Source organism: Streptomyces sp. SudanB52_2052 (assembly GCF_964272415.1).
GTDB lineage: Bacteria > Actinomycetota > Actinomycetes > Streptomycetales > Streptomycetaceae > Streptomyces > Streptomyces olindensis.
Map to the genome: position 1 here is coordinate 3,274,730 of NZ_OZ186796.1, position 17,906 is coordinate 3,292,635.

At 71.2% G+C, this 17,906-nt stretch carries 17 protein-coding genes; 3 read left to right on the top strand and 14 right to left on the bottom strand.

Annotation, left to right across the window (positions count from 1 at the left end; all coding sequences use genetic code 11):
- Positions 1 to 5: 5 nt before the first annotated feature.
- The 4 genes from fabG to ACSUPV_RS14285 are packed head-to-tail and all read right to left on the bottom strand — an operon-like array spanning position 6 to position 4,567.
- The gene (gene fabG, locus ACSUPV_RS14270) at positions 6 to 791 is read right to left on the bottom strand and encodes a 3-oxoacyl-ACP reductase FabG (protein WP_031119646.1); all 786 of its coding nucleotides are present in this window, start codon (positions 789 to 791) and stop codon (positions 6 to 8) included.
- Between the two features lie 7 nt (positions 792 to 798).
- Complete coding sequence (rfbH, locus tag ACSUPV_RS14275) at positions 799 to 2,100, bottom strand: lipopolysaccharide biosynthesis protein RfbH (RefSeq protein WP_037757701.1); 1,302 nt, start codon at positions 2,098 to 2,100, stop codon at positions 799 to 801.
- Positions 2,101 to 2,111: 11 nt separating this feature from the next.
- Positions 2,112 to 3,431, bottom strand: coding sequence for an activator-dependent family glycosyltransferase (locus tag ACSUPV_RS14280; protein WP_031119649.1), 1,320 nt, complete (start codon positions 3,429 to 3,431; stop codon positions 2,112 to 2,114).
- On the bottom strand, positions 3,428 to 4,567 hold the full coding sequence (locus ACSUPV_RS14285) for a hypothetical protein (protein ID WP_436947604.1): 1,140 nt from the start codon (positions 4,565 to 4,567) through the stop codon (positions 3,428 to 3,430). Before ACSUPV_RS14285 ends, ACSUPV_RS14280 begins: the two co-directional genes overlap by 4 nt.
- A gap of 162 nt (positions 4,568 to 4,729) precedes the next feature.
- Between ACSUPV_RS14285 and ACSUPV_RS14290 the strand changes: the two genes are divergently transcribed.
- Positions 4,730 to 5,764, top strand: a complete 1,035-nt coding sequence (locus tag ACSUPV_RS14290; protein ID WP_359795097.1) for a Gfo/Idh/MocA family protein — start codon at positions 4,730 to 4,732, stop codon at positions 5,762 to 5,764.
- Between the two features lie 256 nt (positions 5,765 to 6,020).
- On the opposite strand, the gene rdmE is transcribed toward ACSUPV_RS14290, so the two are convergent.
- From rdmE to ACSUPV_RS14315, 5 genes are read right to left on the bottom strand one after another with little or no spacing between them, the layout of a single operon-like run.
- Positions 6,021 to 7,616, bottom strand: a complete 1,596-nt coding sequence (rdmE, locus tag ACSUPV_RS14295; RefSeq protein ID WP_359795099.1) for an aklavinone 12-hydroxylase RdmE — start codon at positions 7,614 to 7,616, stop codon at positions 6,021 to 6,023.
- Between the two features lie 43 nt (positions 7,617 to 7,659).
- Positions 7,660 to 8,409 (bottom strand): class I SAM-dependent methyltransferase, encoded by a 750-nt coding sequence (locus tag ACSUPV_RS14300; RefSeq protein WP_382612624.1) that lies wholly within the window; start codon positions 8,407 to 8,409, stop codon positions 7,660 to 7,662.
- The gene (locus ACSUPV_RS14305) at positions 8,406 to 9,302 is read right to left on the bottom strand and encodes an alpha/beta fold hydrolase (protein ID WP_382612627.1); all 897 of its coding nucleotides are present in this window, start codon (positions 9,300 to 9,302) and stop codon (positions 8,406 to 8,408) included. Before ACSUPV_RS14305 ends, ACSUPV_RS14300 begins: the two co-directional genes overlap by 4 nt.
- Positions 9,303 to 9,306: 4 nt before the next feature.
- On the bottom strand, positions 9,307 to 10,410 hold the full coding sequence (locus tag ACSUPV_RS14310; protein ID WP_436947606.1) for a methyltransferase: 1,104 nt from the start codon (positions 10,408 to 10,410) through the stop codon (positions 9,307 to 9,309).
- 41 nt (positions 10,411 to 10,451) lie between these two features.
- Positions 10,452 to 10,889, bottom strand: a complete 438-nt coding sequence (locus tag ACSUPV_RS14315; protein ID WP_359795103.1) for an ester cyclase — start codon at positions 10,887 to 10,889, stop codon at positions 10,452 to 10,454.
- A gap of 187 nt (positions 10,890 to 11,076) precedes the next feature.
- On the opposite strand from ACSUPV_RS14315, the gene ACSUPV_RS14320 reads away from it, so the two are divergent.
- Positions 11,077 to 11,934 (top strand): class I SAM-dependent methyltransferase, encoded by an 858-nt coding sequence (locus ACSUPV_RS14320; protein WP_037757689.1) that lies wholly within the window; start codon positions 11,077 to 11,079, stop codon positions 11,932 to 11,934.
- Positions 11,935 to 12,020: 86 nt separating this feature from the next.
- On the opposite strand, the gene ACSUPV_RS14325 is transcribed toward ACSUPV_RS14320, so the two are convergent.
- Both ACSUPV_RS14325 and ACSUPV_RS14330 read right to left on the bottom strand, forming a co-directional pair.
- The gene (locus tag ACSUPV_RS14325; protein ID WP_435850633.1) at positions 12,021 to 12,908 is read right to left on the bottom strand and encodes an AfsR/SARP family transcriptional regulator; all 888 of its coding nucleotides are present in this window, start codon (positions 12,906 to 12,908) and stop codon (positions 12,021 to 12,023) included.
- Between the two features lie 152 nt (positions 12,909 to 13,060).
- On the bottom strand, positions 13,061 to 13,315 hold the full coding sequence (locus tag ACSUPV_RS14330; protein ID WP_031119660.1) for an acyl carrier protein: 255 nt from the start codon (positions 13,313 to 13,315) through the stop codon (positions 13,061 to 13,063).
- Between the two features lie 286 nt (positions 13,316 to 13,601).
- Between ACSUPV_RS14330 and rfbA the strand changes: the two genes are divergently transcribed.
- Positions 13,602 to 14,477, top strand: a complete 876-nt coding sequence (gene rfbA / locus ACSUPV_RS14335) for a glucose-1-phosphate thymidylyltransferase RfbA (RefSeq protein WP_078650605.1) — start codon at positions 13,602 to 13,604, stop codon at positions 14,475 to 14,477.
- A 61-nt stretch (positions 14,478 to 14,538) separates the two neighbouring features.
- Here the strand turns inward: rfbA and ACSUPV_RS14340 are convergent, their stop codons facing one another.
- From ACSUPV_RS14340 to ACSUPV_RS14350, 3 genes are all read right to left on the bottom strand, one after another.
- Complete coding sequence (locus ACSUPV_RS14340) at positions 14,539 to 15,393, bottom strand: aldo/keto reductase (protein WP_436947607.1); 855 nt, start codon at positions 15,391 to 15,393, stop codon at positions 14,539 to 14,541.
- Between the two features lie 26 nt (positions 15,394 to 15,419).
- Entirely contained in the window at positions 15,420 to 17,030 is a 1,611-nt protein-coding gene (locus tag ACSUPV_RS14345) for an FAD-binding oxidoreductase (protein WP_078650604.1), read from the bottom strand.
- A 182-nt stretch (positions 17,031 to 17,212) separates the two neighbouring features.
- Complete coding sequence (locus tag ACSUPV_RS14350; RefSeq protein ID WP_031119665.1) at positions 17,213 to 17,662, bottom strand: nitroreductase family deazaflavin-dependent oxidoreductase; 450 nt, start codon at positions 17,660 to 17,662, stop codon at positions 17,213 to 17,215.
- Between the last annotated feature and the right edge of the window lie 244 nt (positions 17,663 to 17,906).

The following is a 17,906-nucleotide window of genomic DNA, read 5'->3' on the forward strand; positions in this document are numbered from 1 at the left end:
TCTCCTCAGTAGTTGCCCAGCCCGCCGCAGACGTTGATCGCCTGCGCGGTGACGGATGCGGCCGCGTCGGTCAGCAGGTAGCCGACCATGCCCGCCACCTCGTCGGGCGTGGTGTAGCGGCCGAGCGGGATCTTGGCCTGGAACCGGTCGAGGACCTCCTCCTCCGTGGTGTCCCAGGCGGCGGCGTAGCCCTGCCGGACCCGCTCCGCCATGGGGGTCTCCACGTAACCGGGGCAGACCGCGTTGACCGTGATGCCGGTCTTGGCCAGCTCCAGGCCCAGGGCCTTGGTGAAGCCGACGACGCCGTGCTTGGAGGCGGAGTAGGGGGCGCCGAGCACCACGCCCTGCTTGCCGCCGGTGGAGGCGATGTTCACGATCCGGCCCCAGCCGCCCTCCCGCATGCGGCCGGTGGTCAGGGCGGCCCGGGTGACGCGGAAGACGCTGTCCAGGTTGGTGGCCATCACGTCGTCCCACAGCTCGTCGGTGATCGTGTGGGTCGGTCCGCCGCCGCTGCGGCCGGCGTTGTTCACGAGCACCTCGACGGGCCCGTGGCGCTCCACGGCGGCGGACATCAGGGCCTCGATCTGCGCGACCTCGCGCACGTCGCAGGCGGCGCCGTCCACCTCGTGGCCCTCGGCGCGCAGTTCCTTGACGGTGAGCGCGACCCGGTCGGCGTCCCGGGCGCAGAGGTACACGCGGTGGCCGGCGGCGGCCAGCGACCGGGCGACGGAGAGGCCGATCCCGCTGGTGGCACCGGTGACGACGGCAACCCGGCTGGGTTGTGCGGACATGGTCTGATCAGCCCCTTCGCGTGCAGAACTCGGTGATGGTCTCGATGACGTAGTCGAGCATTTCGCTGGTCAGCCCCGGGTAGACGCCGATCCAGAAGGTGTCCTCGGTGACGGTGTCGCAGTTGGTCAGCTCGTCCACGATCCGGTAGCGCACGTCCTGGTAGGCGGGGTGACGGGTGATGTTCCCGCCGAACAGCCGTCGGGTGCCGATCTTCCGGCCCTCCAGGAAGTCGACGAGGTCCCTGCGGGTGAAGCCCGCGCCGGGCAGCACGGTCAGGGCGAAGCCGAACCAGCTGGGGTCGCTGCCCGGGGTGGCCCGCGGCAGCAGCAGTCCGGGCACTGCGGCCAGTCCGTCGTGCAGCCGCTGCCAGTTGCGGCGGCGGGCCGCGACGAAGTCGTCGACCTTCTGCAACTGGCTGAGGGCCAGGGCGCCCTGGAGGTCGGTGGCCTTCAGGTTGTAGCCGACGTGGGAGAAGATGTACTTGTGGTCATAGCCGGCCGGGAGGGTGCCGAGCTGGTAGTCGAACCGCTTCAGGCAGGTGTTGTCGGTGCCCGGTTCACACCAGCAGTCCCGGCCCCAGTCGCGCATCGACTCCACGATCCGGGCCAGTTCCAGGCTCGCCGTCAGGACGCAGCCGCCCTCGCCCGCGGTGATGTGGTGGGCCGGGTAGAAGCTCACCGTCGACAGGTCGCCGAAGGTGCCGGTGAGTTTGCCCTGGTAGGTGGAGCCGACGGCGTCGCAGTTGTCCTCGATGAGGAACAGGTCGTGCCGGCGGGCGAGTTCCGCGACCTCGGCGACGGGGAACGGGTTGCCGAGGGCGTGGGCGATCATGATGAGCCGGGTGCGCGGGGAGATCGCCGCCTCGATCTGCGCCAGCGAGGCGTTGTAGGTGCCCAGTTCCACGTCCACGAAGACCGGCGTCAGGCCGTTCTGGACGAGCGGGTTGATCGTGGTCGGGAAGCCGGCGCCCACCGTGATGGCCTCGTCGCCGGGGCGCAGCCGCAGGTCCTTCAGCTTCGGCGAGGTGAGCGCGCTGACCGCCAGCAGGTTGGCCGACGATCCCGAGTTCACCATGTGCGCCTTGCGCAGCCGGAAGTAGCGGGCGAACTCGCTCTCGAACTTCCGGGTGCGCACGCCGGCGGCGATCCGCATCTCCAGTGCGGCCTCGACCAAGGCGTGCCGGTCCTCCTCGTCGAGGACCGCGCCCGAGGACAGGATCGGCGTGACTCCCGGTTCGAACGCCCGCGTTTCCTGTTCCTTGTGGTACTTGCGCGCCAGTTCCAGCACCAGCGCCTTGGTGTCCGTCACCTCTGAACCCCTCATCCTCGGTGGTGGCCTAACCCGTTCGTGCCGTGCTCCGCCGTCGCGGCCCCGGGGGCGCCGCGGTGTTCGGCGACCAGCCGTTCCAGCACCGGGACGACCTCGTTGGGGCTGGGCACGGCGAGCAGTTCCTCCTGGAGCCGTCGGGCCCCGTGGGCGAACGACGGCTCGCTGATCAGTCGCTGGACCTGCTTGCGCAGCACGTCGGGCAGCAGGCCGTCGCTCGGCACGCACAGGCCGGCGCCGATGTCCTCCAGCCCGCGGCCCATGACCTCGGTGTCCCAGCCGAAGGCCAGGATCAGCTGGGGCACGGCGTGCAGTTCGGCCGTGGCCTTGGTGCCGACGCCACCGTGGTGGACGACCGCGTCGCAGGTGGGCAGCAGGTCGTTGAGCGGGACGAAGTCGACGAGGCGTACGTTGTCCGGCAGGTCCTTCGCCGCTTCGCGGGTCGCCTCGTCGACGGTGGCGACGATCTCCGCGTCCAGCTCCGCGAGGTGCGCGAGCAGTTCGGCCATGTCGACGCCGACGTCGGAGGCCGAGGAGCCGAGCGTCACGCAGACGCGGCTGCGCCCGGGGTGGCTCCGCAGCCACTCCGGCACGACCGCGGGACCGTTGTACGGCACGTGCCGCACCTGGACGGTCGGCAGGTCCAGGTCGAGCTGGGTGCTGGGCGGCGTGGTGTTGACGGTCCACTGGCCGGTGACCATGTCCTCATCGAAGCCGGCCGCGCAGCCCAGCCGCCGCAGGGTGCGCTCCAGCCACTCGGCGGTGGGGTCCTCGCGGTGCTCCGGCTCCTGCTCGGCGGCCAGCCGCAGGAACTCCTTGCGGGCCCGCACGCTGATGTCGGGGCCGGAGACCAGCCGGCAGTGGGCCGCTCCCGTCACCCGCGCCGCGATGGCCCCGGCGAGGGTGAAGGTCTCCCAGACGACGAGGTCGGGCTGCCAGGAGCGGGCGAAGTCCACCAGGGCGTCGACCATGGTGTCGTTGTTGAGGGCGCCGTACAGCGTCGGCACCATCACGTTCTCCAGCGCGAGCAACTGCTCGTACGTCCAGGGGTGTTCGCCCCGGGCGGCGTAGTCGAAGCCCTGCACGTGGGCCGAGGCCTCGTCGTGGAGCTTGCCGAGCAGGCCGAGGTCCTCCAGGGCGCCGAGCGACCACTCGACGGGGACGGCGGTCAGTCCCGTGCCCGTGATGACGTCGGTCAGCTCGGGCTGGCTGGCGATCCGCACCTCGTGGCCCGCGGTGCGCAGCGCCCACGCCAGCGGCACGAGTGGGTAGTAGTGGGTGTGGTGGGCCAGTGAGGTGAACAGAACCTTCATCGCGTCTCCTCCTCGCCGAGTCGGGCCGGCAGCCTGACCAGGCGCCGGGTCAGGGGCGCCCGGCGCAGGCGCACCGGGTCGCCGTCCGGCCGCAGCAGCTCGAACCGCGCGCCCAGTGCCGCCAGCGCCTGCTCGGCCAGCGCGGTCGCGGCCGGGAGCAGGGCGGCGCAGGCGGGCACGGGCAGCGGGGCCGGGCCGCCGCCGGTCCCGGTGATCACGACGGTGACGGTGTCGCCGGTCTCGATGCGGGCGCCGGCCACCTCGGCCGGGGCGAGGGCCACCAGGGGGAGAGCCCGCCACAGCGGCCGGCCGCGCAGGGCCTCCTCGACCAGCCGGGCCGCGTGCGCGGGGTCCGAGCGCAGCAGCGCCCAGTCGTGCGGCCGGTCGAGGAGCATGTGCAGGGCGTTGCCGAGCAGGTCCGCCGCGGCCCGGGCCCCGGCCACGGCGAGCAGCAGGTCCGCCTCCGCCCGGTCCCGCCCGGCGAACAGCTCCCGCAGTCCTCGCACGCCTGCCGCCAGGCGCCGCGTCACCTCCAGCGTCTGCGGGCAGAGCAGCGCGTCCACGGCCGGTGCGGTCCCGGCGAGGCCGGCGGCGAACGCCGCGTGCCGCTCCTCGGGCACGTCCAGGAGGACGGCGTACGCCACCGCGGTCAGCGGCTCGGCGAAGTCGGCCATCAGGTCGACGGGGCCCGGCCCGAGCCGGGCCGCCGCCCGCGTGGCCTGTTCCCGCAGCGCTCCGGCGTGCCCGCGCACGGCCCTCGTGCCGCCCCGCAGTGCCAGGTCCCGGACGAGCGCCGTGGTGCGCTGGCGCGCCGGGTCGGGCAGCCACGCCTCCGCCTGCGGAACGGCGGCGGACACCGCCAGGTCCCGGCTGCCGGACAGTTCCCGGAGCGCCCTGGGGCCGGTGACGACCCAGGTGTCGAGCCGGCTGCGCCACACCGGCCCTCGCTCCGCGACCGACGCGAGGAGCCCGCCCGCGTCGTCCGCGCGGTCCTCGCCGCTGTCGAATCCCCGTACCAGCCGCGCGTACGGGTCGCCCTCCCCCGGCACGAACGGCTCGCCGTTGATCGCGTAGAGCCATTGCGCCGCGTGGACGAGTTGTAGTTCGCGCCCCAGGGCATTCGTCGCCGCCGTCACCCCGCCACCTCCGTCATCCGATTCCCTCGGCAAGGTACGGGGCCGTATTAGAAGAACACTCGAACTGCCTTTTTCCGCGTCCACCGTTCCTCAAGCAGTGCTTGATCTCCCGGTCCTACGGTGGGGAAGCCACTGGACTCCCGCGAGGTGATGAGGATCCCTATGCCAGAGCACCGTCAGCAACGGGCGCTCCGAATGGGCGTGATCGGAACGGCGAACATCGCGATGCGCCGGATCATGCCTGTTCTCGCCGCGCACGACCATGTGGACCTCGTCGCGGTGGCCAGCCGGGACAAGGCGAGGGCCGAGCGGGTGGGAGCCGCGTTCGGCTGCCACGGCGTGGGGGATTACGCGGAGCTCGTCGAGCGGGACGACCTGGACGCCATCTATATTCCGCTGCCACCGGCCATGCATCACGAGTGGGCGCTACGGGCTTTGCGGTCGGGAAAACACGTGCTCGTCGAGAAACCGATGTCGGACACGTACGAGAAGACGCTCGAGCTGATGTCGACCGCGTCGGAACTCGGACTCGTGCTGGCCGAGAACTTCATGTTCCTGCACCATTCCCAGCACGCCGCGGTGCGCGCGATGCTCGACGAGGCCGTGGGGGAACTGCGGCTGTTCTCCGGGTCGTTCGCCGTGCCGCCGCTGGCCCCGGAGTCGTTCCGGTACCAGCCGGCGCTGGGCGGGGGCGCGTTGCTCGACGTCGGGGTGTACCCGCTGCGCGCGGCCCAGCTGTACCTGGCCGGTGAGCTCGAGGTGCTCGGGGCGTGTCTGCGCGTGGACGAGGCGACCGGGGTGGACGTGGCGGGCAGCGTGCTGCTGAGCGACGACCGGGGGGTGACGGCCCAGCTGGACTTCGGCTTCGAACACTCCTACCGGTCGACCTACGCGCTGTGGGGCAACCGGGGGCGGGTGAGCGTCCGGCGGGCCTTCACGCCGCCGGAGCAGTTGAAGCCGGTGGTCCGGATCGAGCAGCAGGACGTGGTGACGGAGCGGTCGCTGCCCGAGGACAACCAGGTGTTCAACGCGATGGACGCGTTCGTCCGCGCGGCCCTCACGGGCACGGGCCCCCTCACCGACACGTCCGTGATCCACCGCCAGGCCCTCCTGGTCGACCGCGTCCGCCGCGCGGCGACGCTCGTCGGCGACCCGAAGACCCGCCCGAGCGACGTCCTGGCGGAGGACCTAGCCTGAACGGAGACAGACGGAGGACCTGCGCCCCGGCCCGGACGTGCCCCGTCCGGGCCGGGGCGTGACAGTTGAGCCTGGCCGGCGTCGTCCGGTCCTTCCCGTTCCGGCACGCCTTCGACGAGGCACGCGCTCCGGGCAGCGCCGGGCCCCAGGACCGCGGCTCCCCTGGCCCCCAGAACTCCGCACGGCCCGCCCCCGCACCCCGCCGGGCAGCCCGGCGGGGTGCGGGGGCGGCGCGCTGCCCGGCCGCGGGACGGGATCAGCGGGAGAGGACCTTGCGCAGGGCTCCGCCGAGGGCGTCCGCGGCGTCGGACGGCGGTTCGTCCGTGCGCCAGGCGACGATGCCGTCGGGGCGGACCAGACTCGCCCCCGCCTTGCCGATGCCGTACCGGTCGGCCACCGCGGCCTCGGGATCCGTGAGGCCGGCACCGATCCGGTACGCCCGGACCGGGACCCCCAGTTCCGCCGAGACCGTCTCCGCCGCCGCGACCCAGTCCGCTCCCAGCTCACCGGCGAGCAGGGTCCAGCCGTCGCCGAACAGGTCGACCGTGGAGATCCGTTCGCCGTGCCGGGTCACCGGGACGTGCGGTCCCCGGAAGCCGGGGCGGCCGCTCGGGGTCATCGGGTTCTCCACCCGCGCCGGGTCGTCGTCCGTGGCCAGGACCGCCGAGGAGCGGTAGCGGAAGCCGAGCAGCGTCTCGGGGTACCCCACCGACTTGTCCCACACGTCCGCCATGTGCGGCGCCATCCGCTGCGCGTAGATCGCCAGCGCCTCCGCCACGACCAGCTCCGCGGCGACCTTGCGCTCGTCCTCGTACGTGCCGAGGAGTCCCGGCCCGGCCTGCCCGTGCAGCACCGCCGCCAGCTTCCAGGCCAGATCGAACCCGTCGGCGACGGCCGCGTTGCCGCTCATGCCGCCGGTCGGCGGCGTCACCTTCGCCGCGTCCCCGACGAGGAACACCCGCCCTTCGCGCCAGCGTTCGGCGATCCGGGCCGCCATCTCCCAGCCCTGGATGTCGACCAGCTCGGGCCGCACCTCGGGAGCGTCCAGGGCGAGGCCGATCAGCTCGACGCAGCGCTCCGGCGTGAAGTCCTCGGGGCGCTCGCCCTCGTCGGGGTCGTACTCGACGAAGAGGGTGTGCCGGTCGGGCCGGTCCGTCGGCCCGAACGTGCCGGTGAACTGGGGGTGGTGCAGGTAGTACCAGCCCGTCGTGCCCGGCTCCATGATGCCGGAGAGGTCCGCGTCGAAGATGACCCCGACCATGTGGGTCAGCGTGCCGTGCCCGTACCGCCCGATCCCCAGCGACTCCCGGACCAGGCTGCGGTTGCCGTCGGCGCCGACGAGGTAGCCGGCGCGCAGGTCGTACTCGCCCTCGGGCCCCTGGAGCCGGGCCGTGACACCGTCCGCGTCCTGGTCGAACGACACCAGCCGGGTGTCGAAGCGGATGGCGCCGCCGTGCCGCTCCGCCTGCGCGAGCAGGATCGGCTCCAGCTTGTCCTGGGACAGCATCGCCCAGCCGGCCGGGGTGCACGGCCGGGTCGCGGCCACCATGTCGTCGAAGCTCTCCGAGACGGTCCGCAGGATCTCGCCCCGCACGCTCTGGGCGAGCCGGATGACGAAGTCCCCCTGGACGCCGCGGATGTCGTTGGCCCGGGTCACCTCGTCGGCGACGCCCCCGATGCGCAGCAGCTCCATGGTGCGCGGGTTCTGCCCCGCGGCCCGCGGATAGGGCGAGAGGCCGGACCTGCGCTCCACCACGAGCACGCGCACCCCCTGCCGGGCGAGGAACATCGCCGTCGACAGGCCACCGAGGCCCGCACCCACCACCAGAACGTCGACCTCGTGGTCGTTCATGTCGTTCCTCTCTCGTCGTTGCTTGCGGGTTCCCGTCGCCGCTTCACATCCGGACGCCGACGAACAGGCCGCGGCCCGACGGCGCGTCGGGCAGGTACTCGACCGCGAAGCCGGCCTCGCGGAACGCCTGTTCGTACTCGGCGCGGCTGAACAGGGAGATGATGTGGGTGTCGACGAAGTGCCGGGCGCCGACACCGGGTTCGGCGACCACGAAGTGCACGTCCATGTGCGAGGTGCGGCCGCGGCGGGCGGAGTGCGAGACCCGGGAGACGGTGACGCCGTCGACGGTCACGACGTCGGCCGAGACATGACCGTCGGCGAACGTCTCGTAGAACCACCACGGGTCGACGACGGCCACCCCGCCGGGCTTCAGGTGCCGGGCGAACACGGTGAGCGCCCGGCCCAGTTCGGCCACCGACGTCATGTAGCCGATGGATCCGAACATGCAGGTCACCACGTCGAAGGTGGTGTCCAGGCGGAAGTCGCGCATGTCGCCGCGGTGCACGGTCACCCCGGGCAGCGCGGCGCGCGCCGCCTCGGCCATCGGCGCCGACAGCTCCACCCCCTCCACGTGCGCGAACAGCTCGGTGAAGTGCCGCAGATGGCCGCCGGTGCCGCACGCGATGTCGAGCAGCCGTCCGGCGCCGGGCCGGCGCTGCCGGGCGGCGGCGGCGACCGCCTCGGTCTCGGCGCGGTAGTCCTTGCCCCGCTCCCGGTGCACGAGGTCGTAGACCCGGGCGAGGTCCGCCCCGTACATCGTCTCCCCCGCCCGCTGTTCGTCCGCCACGGTCATGACGCCCCTCGGGTGTGGGCGAGGATGGCCTCGGCCACCGGCCCGTGGACCGAGGACGGCAGGGCGTGCCCCATGCCGGGGATCTCCACCAGACGGGCGGTGGGGATGAGTCCGGCCAGGTGCTTGCCGTGCGGCGCGGGTGCGATGGGGTCGTGCTCGGCCTGGATGACCAGGGCCGGCACGGTGACGTCGCGCAGTTCGGCGGCCCGCTCCGGCGGCGGCAGGGTCAGGGAGTAGTGCGCGTACGGCTCGGTGAGGACACCGCCCGCGTGGTCGATCGCCCGTTCCTCCCACCGCGCGTACTCGGCGTCGTCGAACGGCACACCGGTCCCGGAGAGGATGCGCCACTTGCTCACCCGCTTGGCCACTTCGGCGGCGCGCCCCTCGGCCGGCTGCTGCATCAGGGCGAGCGCGTCGAGGAACGGCTGCTGCGGCCCGGGCAGGCCGTCCGGCGTGGGTTCGCCGCGCATCACGCGCTCGATGTTGGCGTCGAAGTCGATGTCGAGCCCGCCGCCCAGCATCATGGTCAGGCTGCTCAGCCGGTCGAGGTGGTCGAGCGCGATGACCTGCGCGATGGTCGCGCCCATCGACAGGCCGACGACATGGGCGCGGTCGACGCCCCAGCCGTCGAGGACGGCGACCGCGTCGGCGGCCAGTTCACCGAAGCCGTAGGGGTGTTCGGCGAAGTCGCGGGTGGTGGAGCGGCCGGTGTCGCGGTGGTCGTAGCGGATGACGTGGAGGCCGCCGTCGGCGAGCCGCCGGGCGAACTCGTCGGGCCAGCCCAGGGCGGAGAGGTTGCCGCCCATGACGAGCAGCAGCGCCGGGTCCGCCGGGTCGCCGAAGTCGTCGCTCCACAGCTCGACGTCCCCGCTGGGCACGATGCGTTCGGACATGGGTCTACTCCTGTGCTGGGAGGACGGGGGCGGCCCCCTCGGGGGCGGCGGTGAACTCGAGGATCGAGAAGTCGAACGGGAGGGTGGCGGAGCCGCTGGTGCGCTCCGACGCCAGGGCGAGTCCGGCCGAGCCGGCCAGGGCCACGACCTCGTCCCGGGTGCGCACCCGACCGCCCATGAACGTCAGCATCCGCAGGTCGAGCAGGGTGCTGAAGAACCGGTCGGCGCCGTCGCCCTCGACGTCGGCACGGTCCAGGACGAGGATCCTGCCGCCCGGTTCGAGGGCCTGGACGCAGCGCCGCAGGATCGTCAGCGCGTCCTCGTCGGACCAGTTGAGCAGGACGAAGGAGAGCAGGACGAGGTCGGCGGTGACGGGCAGCGGCTTGAAGAAGTCTCCCTCCGCCACGGTGACCCGGTCGTCGACCCCGGCGTCCTCGAACCTGCGCCGGGCGCGCTCGGCCGGGCCCGCCAGTTCGACGAGGGTGCCCCGGACGTGCGGTGCCCGCAGGGCGATCGCCGCGAGCAGGCCGCCGTTGCCACCGCCCACGTCGAGGACGTGCCGCACCGCCGACCAGTCGTAGGCGTCGGCCGGGGCCTCGAAGGCCAGGTCCTCGTCGCAGGACATGAGCGCGTCGAACGAGTCGGCCAGCGCCCGGTCCGCCGAGAGGTCCTCCCAGAAGGGCCGCCCGTACCGCCCGGAGTAGGCGGGACGGCCGGTGCGCACCACGTCCAGGAGGCCGGTGAAGGCCAGGTCGGCGTGGGAGACGGCCCCGTTCAGGTCCAGCCAGGCCCGCTGCTGTGCCGGATGGCCGTCGGCGAGGAGCAGCCCGAGCCGGGTGGGCCGCAGGGGCCGGCCCGGCTCCCCGCCCTCCAGGACGCCGACCACGGTCAGGTGGCGGACCAGGCGGGCGAGTGCCTGGGGGTGGCTGTCCGTGCGGGCGGCAAGGTCGGCGACGGTACCGGCCCCGGCCAGCAGGTGGTCGACGAGGCGGAGCGTCGCGGCGACCCGGACGGCCATCGGGGTCACCAGGTTGCCGAGGTTCTTGAGGAGTACGTCGAGGTCCTGGTCGGTCGGTTCCGGGTGTTCGCCGGGTGAGGAAGAGCTCACCGTGTTCCTTCCCTTGGGCGTGGGTGTGCCGGACGCGCTGCTCAGGGCCGCCAGCCCTCCTCCGTGGGCCAGGGCTCGCCGAGCTGGCGGTAGGTGCCGAGGTAGTCCGGCCAGTCGCGGTGGTCGCGGATCTTGCCGTCGACGATGCGGATGAGGTGGATCTGCTCCCCGGAGAAGCGGCGTCCGGTGGCGGGCATCCCCACGAGTTCGCCCACCTGGCGGCCGTACAGGGCGAGTTTCGCCCGCACCCAGCTGCCTTTCTCCTCGTAACCGATCTCCTCCAGGTACGCGTCCTCGGAGAACGTGAGCTTCAGCCACTTCACCGCGAGTGCGAACGCCTCGGGGCCGCGCAGTTCCGGCATGTGCTCCAGGGCACCGGGATTGAGGTACTCCTCGTGAATGAACTCGGCGACGTCATCCGTTTTTCCGGTGTTGTAGCTGTTCACCATGCGGCGCACAATGTCGATGTGGTCACTCACGGTCGGCACTCCTTGTCGGTCGTCGATGAGTTCATCCTGACTTCCGCGGCTCTTCTCAACAATGCTTTTCGGTACCGGCTCGACCCGTCGACAAGCCGGTTTCGAGCGGCCACCGAGCGCATTCCGACCCACATTGCAGACGGACCGTCCAGGGTGGTCGGGTCGGCTTTCGCCACCTGGAGGACCCATGGACAAGACGATGTACAAATCGACGGTCACCGAGGCGTTCAACAATGCCGCGGCGACGTATGACCAGTTGGGCGTCGAGTTCTTCACACCGATGGGCCGGCGACTTGTGGAAAGGGCCGATCCGCAGCCCGGGCAACGCGTTCTCGACGTCGGGTGCGGGCGGGGCGCGTCCCTGTTCGTGGCGGCGGAACGGGTGGGCCCTTCCGGCCATGTGCTCGGCATCGACATCGCGCCCGCGATGGTGGAGGAGGCCCGGCGGCAGGCCGGCGCGCTCGGCGCCCGGCACGTCGAGGTCCGGGTCATGGACGGCGAGCACCCCGACCTTCCGCCCGCCTCGTTCGACGTGGTGACCGGCAGCTACAGCCTGATCTTCCTGCCCGACGCTCCGGCCGCGCTCCCCCGGTACGCGGCCCTGCTGCGGCCGGGTGGCCGGATCGCCTTCACCAGCCCGGTCTTCACGGAGGACACGTTCCCCTTCCTGCCGCCCGTGTTCACGGACCTCATCCCGGAGCGGCTGCTGCGCAACCTGCCGGCGGACTGGCGCCCGGACGCGCTGAAGCGGCGGTTCAACAGCTGGCTGCAGGACACCGACGACCTGACCCGGACGATGGTGCGCGCCGGGTTCGACGACGTGGAGATCGCCGACGAGCACATCGATCTGCGCGCGCCGGACGGGGAGACCTGGGTCGACTGGTCCCACACCCAGGGAATGCGGTTGCTGTGGCAGCACCTCCCGGAGTACGAGAACCGGCAGCTGCGCCACCGCCTGACCACGGAACTGGACCGGCTGCGCGGCGACGGCCCCCTTCATCTGCCCACACCGGTCCGGTTCGTCCACGCCTCGATCGCGGGCTGAACCGACCCACGGGCACACGCCCGCCGCCGCACCACCGACCGCGTGGAGCCCGGTCCGCCGCCTCGGCCGGACCGGGCTCCACCGGGTCAGTAGACCCGCACCGCGCCGGAGGACGACATGCGCACGATGTCCCCGGTCGGCCTGCGGAGGTTGCCCTGGGCGTCGATCGACTCCGCGTTGAGGATGGAGCGATGGAGTTCCTGGGCCATCGGTCCGGGTTCCAGACCGAGGTGGTTCACCAGGTTGACGCGCAGGCGCTGGAAGAGCTCCAGGGCCTGCGCCCGCCGGCCGTTGAGGTACAGCGCCCGCATGTACTGGGCGTGCAACCCCTCGTGGTACGGGTTGTCGGCCGTCAGCGCCGCGAGCTCGGTGAGCACCTCCCGGTACATGCCGAGCCGGAGCTGGGTGTCGACGAGGTACTCGAGGACGACGAGCCGGGACTCCTCGAACTGCTGGCGGCGCCCTTCGAGGATCCGCCCGGCGACGACGTCGACGAGGGCGGGTCCGCGCCACAGTTGCAGCGCGCTGGAGAGCGTGGACAGCGCGGCGTGGTCGTCCCCCGACGACAGCGCCCTGCGTCCGTCCGCGACGAGCTGGTGGAACCGGTGGACGTCCAGGTCCCCCTGGGTGGTCCGGAACAGGTACCCCCCGGACCGGGTCACGAGAATCTCCGCGGCGACCTGACGGGCGGTCATTCCCGTCGCGGACGCCAGCAGCTTGCGCAGGTTGAGGATGTAGGTCTGCAGCGTGGTCAGGCAGCTGACCGGAGGCTCCTCGTCCCACAGTTCGCGTATCAGTGACGACACCGGTACCACCTGGTCGGCGTGTACCAGCAGTGTGGCCAGAACGCTTCTCATCTTCGGTGCGCTCGGAGTGTGCAGGTCACCTTCGACCTGCACTGAAAGTGGGCCTAGAACACCCAGCTTCACGACGTTCCCCCATAGATCGCAGAAAGCTACTGGTCTACCGAGCATGACGTGTCAGGCCGTTCACGAGTTCCCCACAGAGAAACCCGAATTTCGCCCGATACGGAAAGCGCTGTCGGTACCGGAGTTCGTTGCACAGACAACCAAGAAGTTGCACAATCAACGAACTGACCCGGTCGGGACGAGCACCACCGAATGATTCAAGCCACTTTCAGCAGCGTATTGACAACGGCCAGGAATCCGGCGGGTGTCGTCACCTCGGAGAGGTCCTCTTCCGGGATCTCCACGTCGTACTCGCGCGAGACCCGGGCGGCCGTCTCCAGGAGCGCCAGCGAGTCGTACCCGAGGTCTGTGAATTCCAGGTCAACTGCGTTTTCCGCCCCGATTACGGACTCCTCTTCCCCCGCGCACTCACGCAGGATGGCAAAAAGTCTCTCACTCGTCAGTGCCGCCACGACAGTTCTTCCTCCCCTTGGGGCCGATACCTCTCGTTCCTGCGGTGCCGGCCGACTACTTCGGTTACCGAGCGGATGTCGCATCACCTCGGTCGCCAACGGCCATGAAGTGCACCCTATGCAGATTCGGAAGGGGCAGACTCGAGAACCGATCGAGCGGACTCGATCAGAAGGCGTTCCCGGTGCCCTCACCTCGCAGCACGGTCAATACCGCGAGGACGATTGTTGTCCGCCGGGAGGCTTCCGGCCTACTGTCACAGAGAATGCCCAGACAAAGGAGGAGCCAGTGAAAGGAATTGTCCTGGCGGGCGGCTATGGAAGCCGTTTACACCCGATCACCCTGGCTGTTTCGAAGCAGTTGCTCCCCGTCAACGACAAGCCGCTGATCTACTACCCACTCTCGGCCCTGATGCTGGCCGACGTCCGGGACATCCTCATCATCGCCCTGCCCGGCGACATCCCCCAGCTGCGCAGGCTGCTCGGGGACGGCAGCCACCTGGGGATCTCCCTGACCTACGCCGAACAGCCCGTGCCCAACGGACTGGCACAGGCCTTCCTCACCGGGGCCGAGCACATCGGCGACGACTCGGTCGCCCTCGTCCTCGGTGACAACATCTTTCACGGAAACGGTTTCTACGACCTGCTCGCGGCGCACTCCCGGGACATCGACGGGTGTGTCCTCTTCGGATATCCGGTCACCGATCCCGAGCGCTACGGCGTGGGCGAGGTGGACGAAACAGGCCGGCTCCTCTCCCTGGAGGAGAAGCCCGAGAAACCGAGGTCGAATCTCGCCATCACCGGGCTTTACCTCTACGACAACGACGTCGTGGAGATCGCTCGCCGAATACGCCCGTCAGCGCGCGGCGAACTGGAAATCACCGACGTCAACCGGATCTACCTGGAACAGGACCGGGCCAAGCTCGTCACATTCGGCCGCGGATTCGCCTGGCTCGACGCCGGCACCCCGCAGTCGTTGCTCCAGGCCGGCCAGTACGTGCAGACCCTGGAGGACCGGCAGGGCGTACGGATCGCCTGCTTGGAGGAGGTCGCCCTGCGCATGGGCTTCATCGACGCCGACGCCTGCCATCGGCTCGGGGCGAAACTCTCGCGCTCCGGGTACGGCGAGTACGTCATGGCCGTGGCGAACGAGATGAGCGCCTGACCGGCCGCGCGTCCGGCCGGGCCGGGGACGGTCGCCCCCGGCCCGGCCGTCCCCGGGCTCCTCACTCCTCGTCGAGCAGGGCCACCTGCTCGTCGTCGAGGGCGATGTCCGCCGCCGCCATGTTCGCCCGCAGATGGGACAGGGACGCCGTGCCCGGGATCGGCATCACGACCGGCGAGCGGTGCAGCAGCCAGGCGAGCGCCACCTGCGTCGTCGTCGCCCCCGCCTGCGCCGCCACCCGGGCGAGGGCGCTGTCCGGGGCCGGCCGGGCGGTACCGGCGAGCGGCTTCCAGGCGATGAAGGCGATGCCTTCCCGCTCGCAGTGCGCCAACTCCTTCTCGTAGCGCCGGTCGTAGAGGTTGTACTTGTTCTGCACGCTCGCGATGCGGGCCACACCGCGGGCCTGCTCGATCTGCTCGACCGTCACCTCGGAGAGCCCGATGTGGCGGATCTTGCCCTCGTCCTGGAGCTGTTTGAGTGCTCCGACCTGGTCCTCCAGTGGCACCTGGGGGTCGACCCGGTGCAGCTGGAAGAGCTCGATCCGCTCCAGCCGCAGCCGGCGCAGGCTCAGTTCGGCCTGCTGGCGCAGGTAGTCGGGCCGGCCGAGCACCCGCCACTGGTGCGGGCTCGGCCGGACCTCGCCCGCCTTGGTGGAGACGACCAGGCCCGGCGGGTAGGGGTGGAGCGCCGTGGCGAGCAGTTCCTCGTTGGCCCCGAGTCCGTAGACGTCGGCGGTGTCGATGAACGTCACGCCGAGTTCGACCGCGCACCGCGCCACCTCGGCGGCCTTGTCCGGCCGGGTGGGCGGACCCCAGTGGTGGGGTCCGGTGAGCCGGAGCGCCCCGAAGCCGAGCCGGCCCACGGTGAGGTCGCCTCCCAGGGTGATGTGTGTACCGACGGCTCGGCCGGGTCGCACGGTGACGGTTTCCTTTCAGCCGGGGATCAGGGGAGCCGGACGGAGAGCGGGTGGCGGAAGACCCCGCGCGGGTCCCACTTCGCCTTGACCTGCTGGAGGCGGCGGTATCCGTCCTTGTAGTAGAGGGTGTGCCAGGGCACGCCGGAGGTGTTCCAGCGCGGGTCGGCGAGATCGGTGTCGGGATAGTTGATGTAGCAGCCGTCGTGCTCGTCGTTGGGCACGGGGACGCCGCCGGTGTCGCGGAAGACGTCCCGGTACAGCTCGCGGATCCAGTTCAGGTGCTGGTCGTCGAGGGCCGGATCCATCCAGGTGGCCGAGAACCAGGCCTTGAGGATCGAGTCCCGCTGGGGCACGGCCGTGGCACCGGGCGCCACCGTGTTGACCTTCCCCCCGTAGGAGTAGAGGTCGACGGCGCCCCAGCCGTCGAACGCGGGGTCGGTCAGGTGCTTGTGGACGGTCGCGATGCGCTCGGGGGTCCAGGTCCGCCGGAGGTAGGCGCTCTTGGACTTGTGCCGGTCGTACCCGCCCGTGTCGAAGCGCGCGCCGAGGGTGGCCTGGAGCCACAGGTCGTCCTGGTGCTCGATGGCCGGTTCCAGGCCGGTCCCCGCGTTGACGGCGGCGACGTAGCGCTCGATCAGTTCGGCGGCGTCGGCGCGGCCGCCGTCGAAGCGGGCCTCCAGTGACACGGAGCCGACCGCGTGGGTGTTGAGGTGCAGGGTGCTGTAGAGGCTGCCGTACCGGGGGTCGGCGTGGTTGGCCTCGTACCACTTGCCGAAGTTGGTGACGAGCCGGGTGAACCGGGCCAGGTCCAGGTCGGCCCACGACCAGGTCACGAAGGTGGAGCGGAGCCGGGTGGGCGGCTTGGGCAGCAGCGCCGAGGGGTTGGCGCCCGTGGCTCCGGGCGTACGGAACAGATAGCGCGTGACGATGCCGAAGTTGCCGCCGCCGCCCCCGGTGTGTGCCCACCAGAGGTCGTGGTTGGGGTCGTTCGGCTCCCGGGTGGCGGTGACGGTGCGGGCCTTGCCCGCGGCGTCCACGACCACGACCTCGACGCCGTGGAGATGGTCGACGACGGTTCCGTCACGCCGCGTCAGCGGCCCGTAGCCGCCGCCGGCGACGTGCCCGCCGGCACCGACCTGGGGGCAGACTCCGGCGGGCAGGGTCACGCCCCAGTCGTAGAACAGCGTGCGGTAGACCTCGCCGAGCGTGGCGGCGGGCTGCACCGCGATCGCCCGGTGCTCCTTGTCGAAGTAGACCGCGCGCATGGGCGAGGTGTCGATCAGCACGCGGACGTCGCGGTGGTCGGCGAAGTTCTCGAAGCAGTGCCCGCCGCTGCGGACCGCGATCTGCTTGCCGGCCGCGACGGCGTCCGTGACGGCCTGCTCGATCTGCCGGGGCGTGTGGACCACGTGCACGAGGTCCGGCGTCCCGACGAAGCGGCTGTTGAATCCCCTGCTGACCAGTTCCGCGTACCGGGGATCGGCGGTGCCGACCGTGGCGGCGGGCGCCTCCGGCACGCAGACGGCGGCCTTGGTCCGCGCGGCCTCGGCCGGTGCCGCCGCGGCCCCCGCCGTGGCGACCGCGGCGGCCCCGGCCCCCGTCGTTCTCAGAAATCCGCGACGACTGAATCCGCCCATGACACATCCCCAACCCTTCGATGAGAAACGAATGGGTGGAACGGCGCTATGACGCGTCCCCCCTCACGGCACGGCCCCCTGCCGTCCGCGCGCGGGGCCCGGCGGAACCAGGCCCCCGACCGACGCGCACTCCCCCCGAGCATCGCCGTCGCCGCCCCCTCACCGAGGGCGTGGGACACCCGTCACCCCTGTGCGGGCCCCTGAGGCTCCAGCACGACGACGGGGATCTTCCGGTCGGTCTTCTTCTGGTAGCTCTTGTACTGCGGAAAGATCACGGTCATCGCCTCCCACAGGCGCGCCCGTTCCTCGTCCTCCGCCTCCCTGGCGACCGCCTCGAACGTCTCGGCGGCCACCTGCACACGCACCCGCGGCTCCGCCAGCAGGTTCAGGTACCAGTGGGGATGGTGGTCGGATCCGCCGTTGGACCCGACGATGACGTAGTTCCCCCCGTCCTCCCCGTAGATCAGCCCGGTCCGCCGCAGCGCCCCGGACGTGCGCCCCCGCGTGGTCAGCAGCAGCGTCGGCTTGCCGTACCAGATGTGCCCGCTCGCGCCCTCGCTGGCCACGTACCGACGCACATGCGTAGCCACCCAGCCGGTCGGGCTGTCGAGCACCTCGTCCTGTTCGTCCATGCACTCACTCCGTCCGTCGGAAGCCACACCGTACCACCGGGCACTTAAATTTGAGTACCTCCCACGGATGTCCCCAACGGGCGTGTTTTGAGGGGGAGTTGAGCGGAGGAGCAGCTTCCGGCGGCGCTGACGGACGCGTTTAGAGCATGCGCGACAAACCCGCCCGCCGCAACGAGTTCCGGACACCGGGCGCCGGGACTCGATCGCTTCTCGAGCACAGCTCCGACCGGCCCCCTGCCACACG

Coding starts and splice junctions, on each gene's coding strand:
- fabG (WP_031119646.1), bottom strand. CDS start 791: ATGTCCGCACAACCCAGCCGGGTTGCCGTCGTCACCGGTGCCACCAGC.
- ACSUPV_RS14280 (WP_031119649.1), bottom strand. CDS start 3,431: ATGAAGGTTCTGTTCACCTCACTGGCCCACCACACCCACTACTACCCA.
- ACSUPV_RS14290 (WP_359795097.1), top strand. CDS start 4,730: ATGCCAGAGCACCGTCAGCAACGGGCGCTCCGAATGGGCGTGATCGGA.
- rdmE (WP_359795099.1), bottom strand. CDS start 7,616: ATGAACGACCACGAGGTCGACGTTCTGGTGGTGGGTGCGGGCCTCGGT.
- ACSUPV_RS14300 (WP_382612624.1), bottom strand. CDS start 8,409: ATGACCGTGGCGGACGAACAGCGGGCGGGGGAGACGATGTACGGGGCG.
- ACSUPV_RS14305 (WP_382612627.1), bottom strand. CDS start 9,302: ATGTCCGAACGCATCGTGCCCAGCGGGGACGTCGAGCTGTGGAGCGAC.
- ACSUPV_RS14320 (WP_037757689.1), top strand. CDS start 11,077: ATGGACAAGACGATGTACAAATCGACGGTCACCGAGGCGTTCAACAAT.
- ACSUPV_RS14325 (WP_435850633.1), bottom strand. CDS start 12,908: ATGCTCGGTAGACCAGTAGCTTTCTGCGATCTATGGGGGAACGTCGTG.
- ACSUPV_RS14345 (WP_078650604.1), bottom strand. CDS start 17,030: ATGGGCGGATTCAGTCGTCGCGGATTTCTGAGAACGACGGGGGCCGGG.
- ACSUPV_RS14350 (WP_031119665.1), bottom strand. CDS start 17,662: ATGGACGAACAGGACGAGGTGCTCGACAGCCCGACCGGCTGGGTGGCT.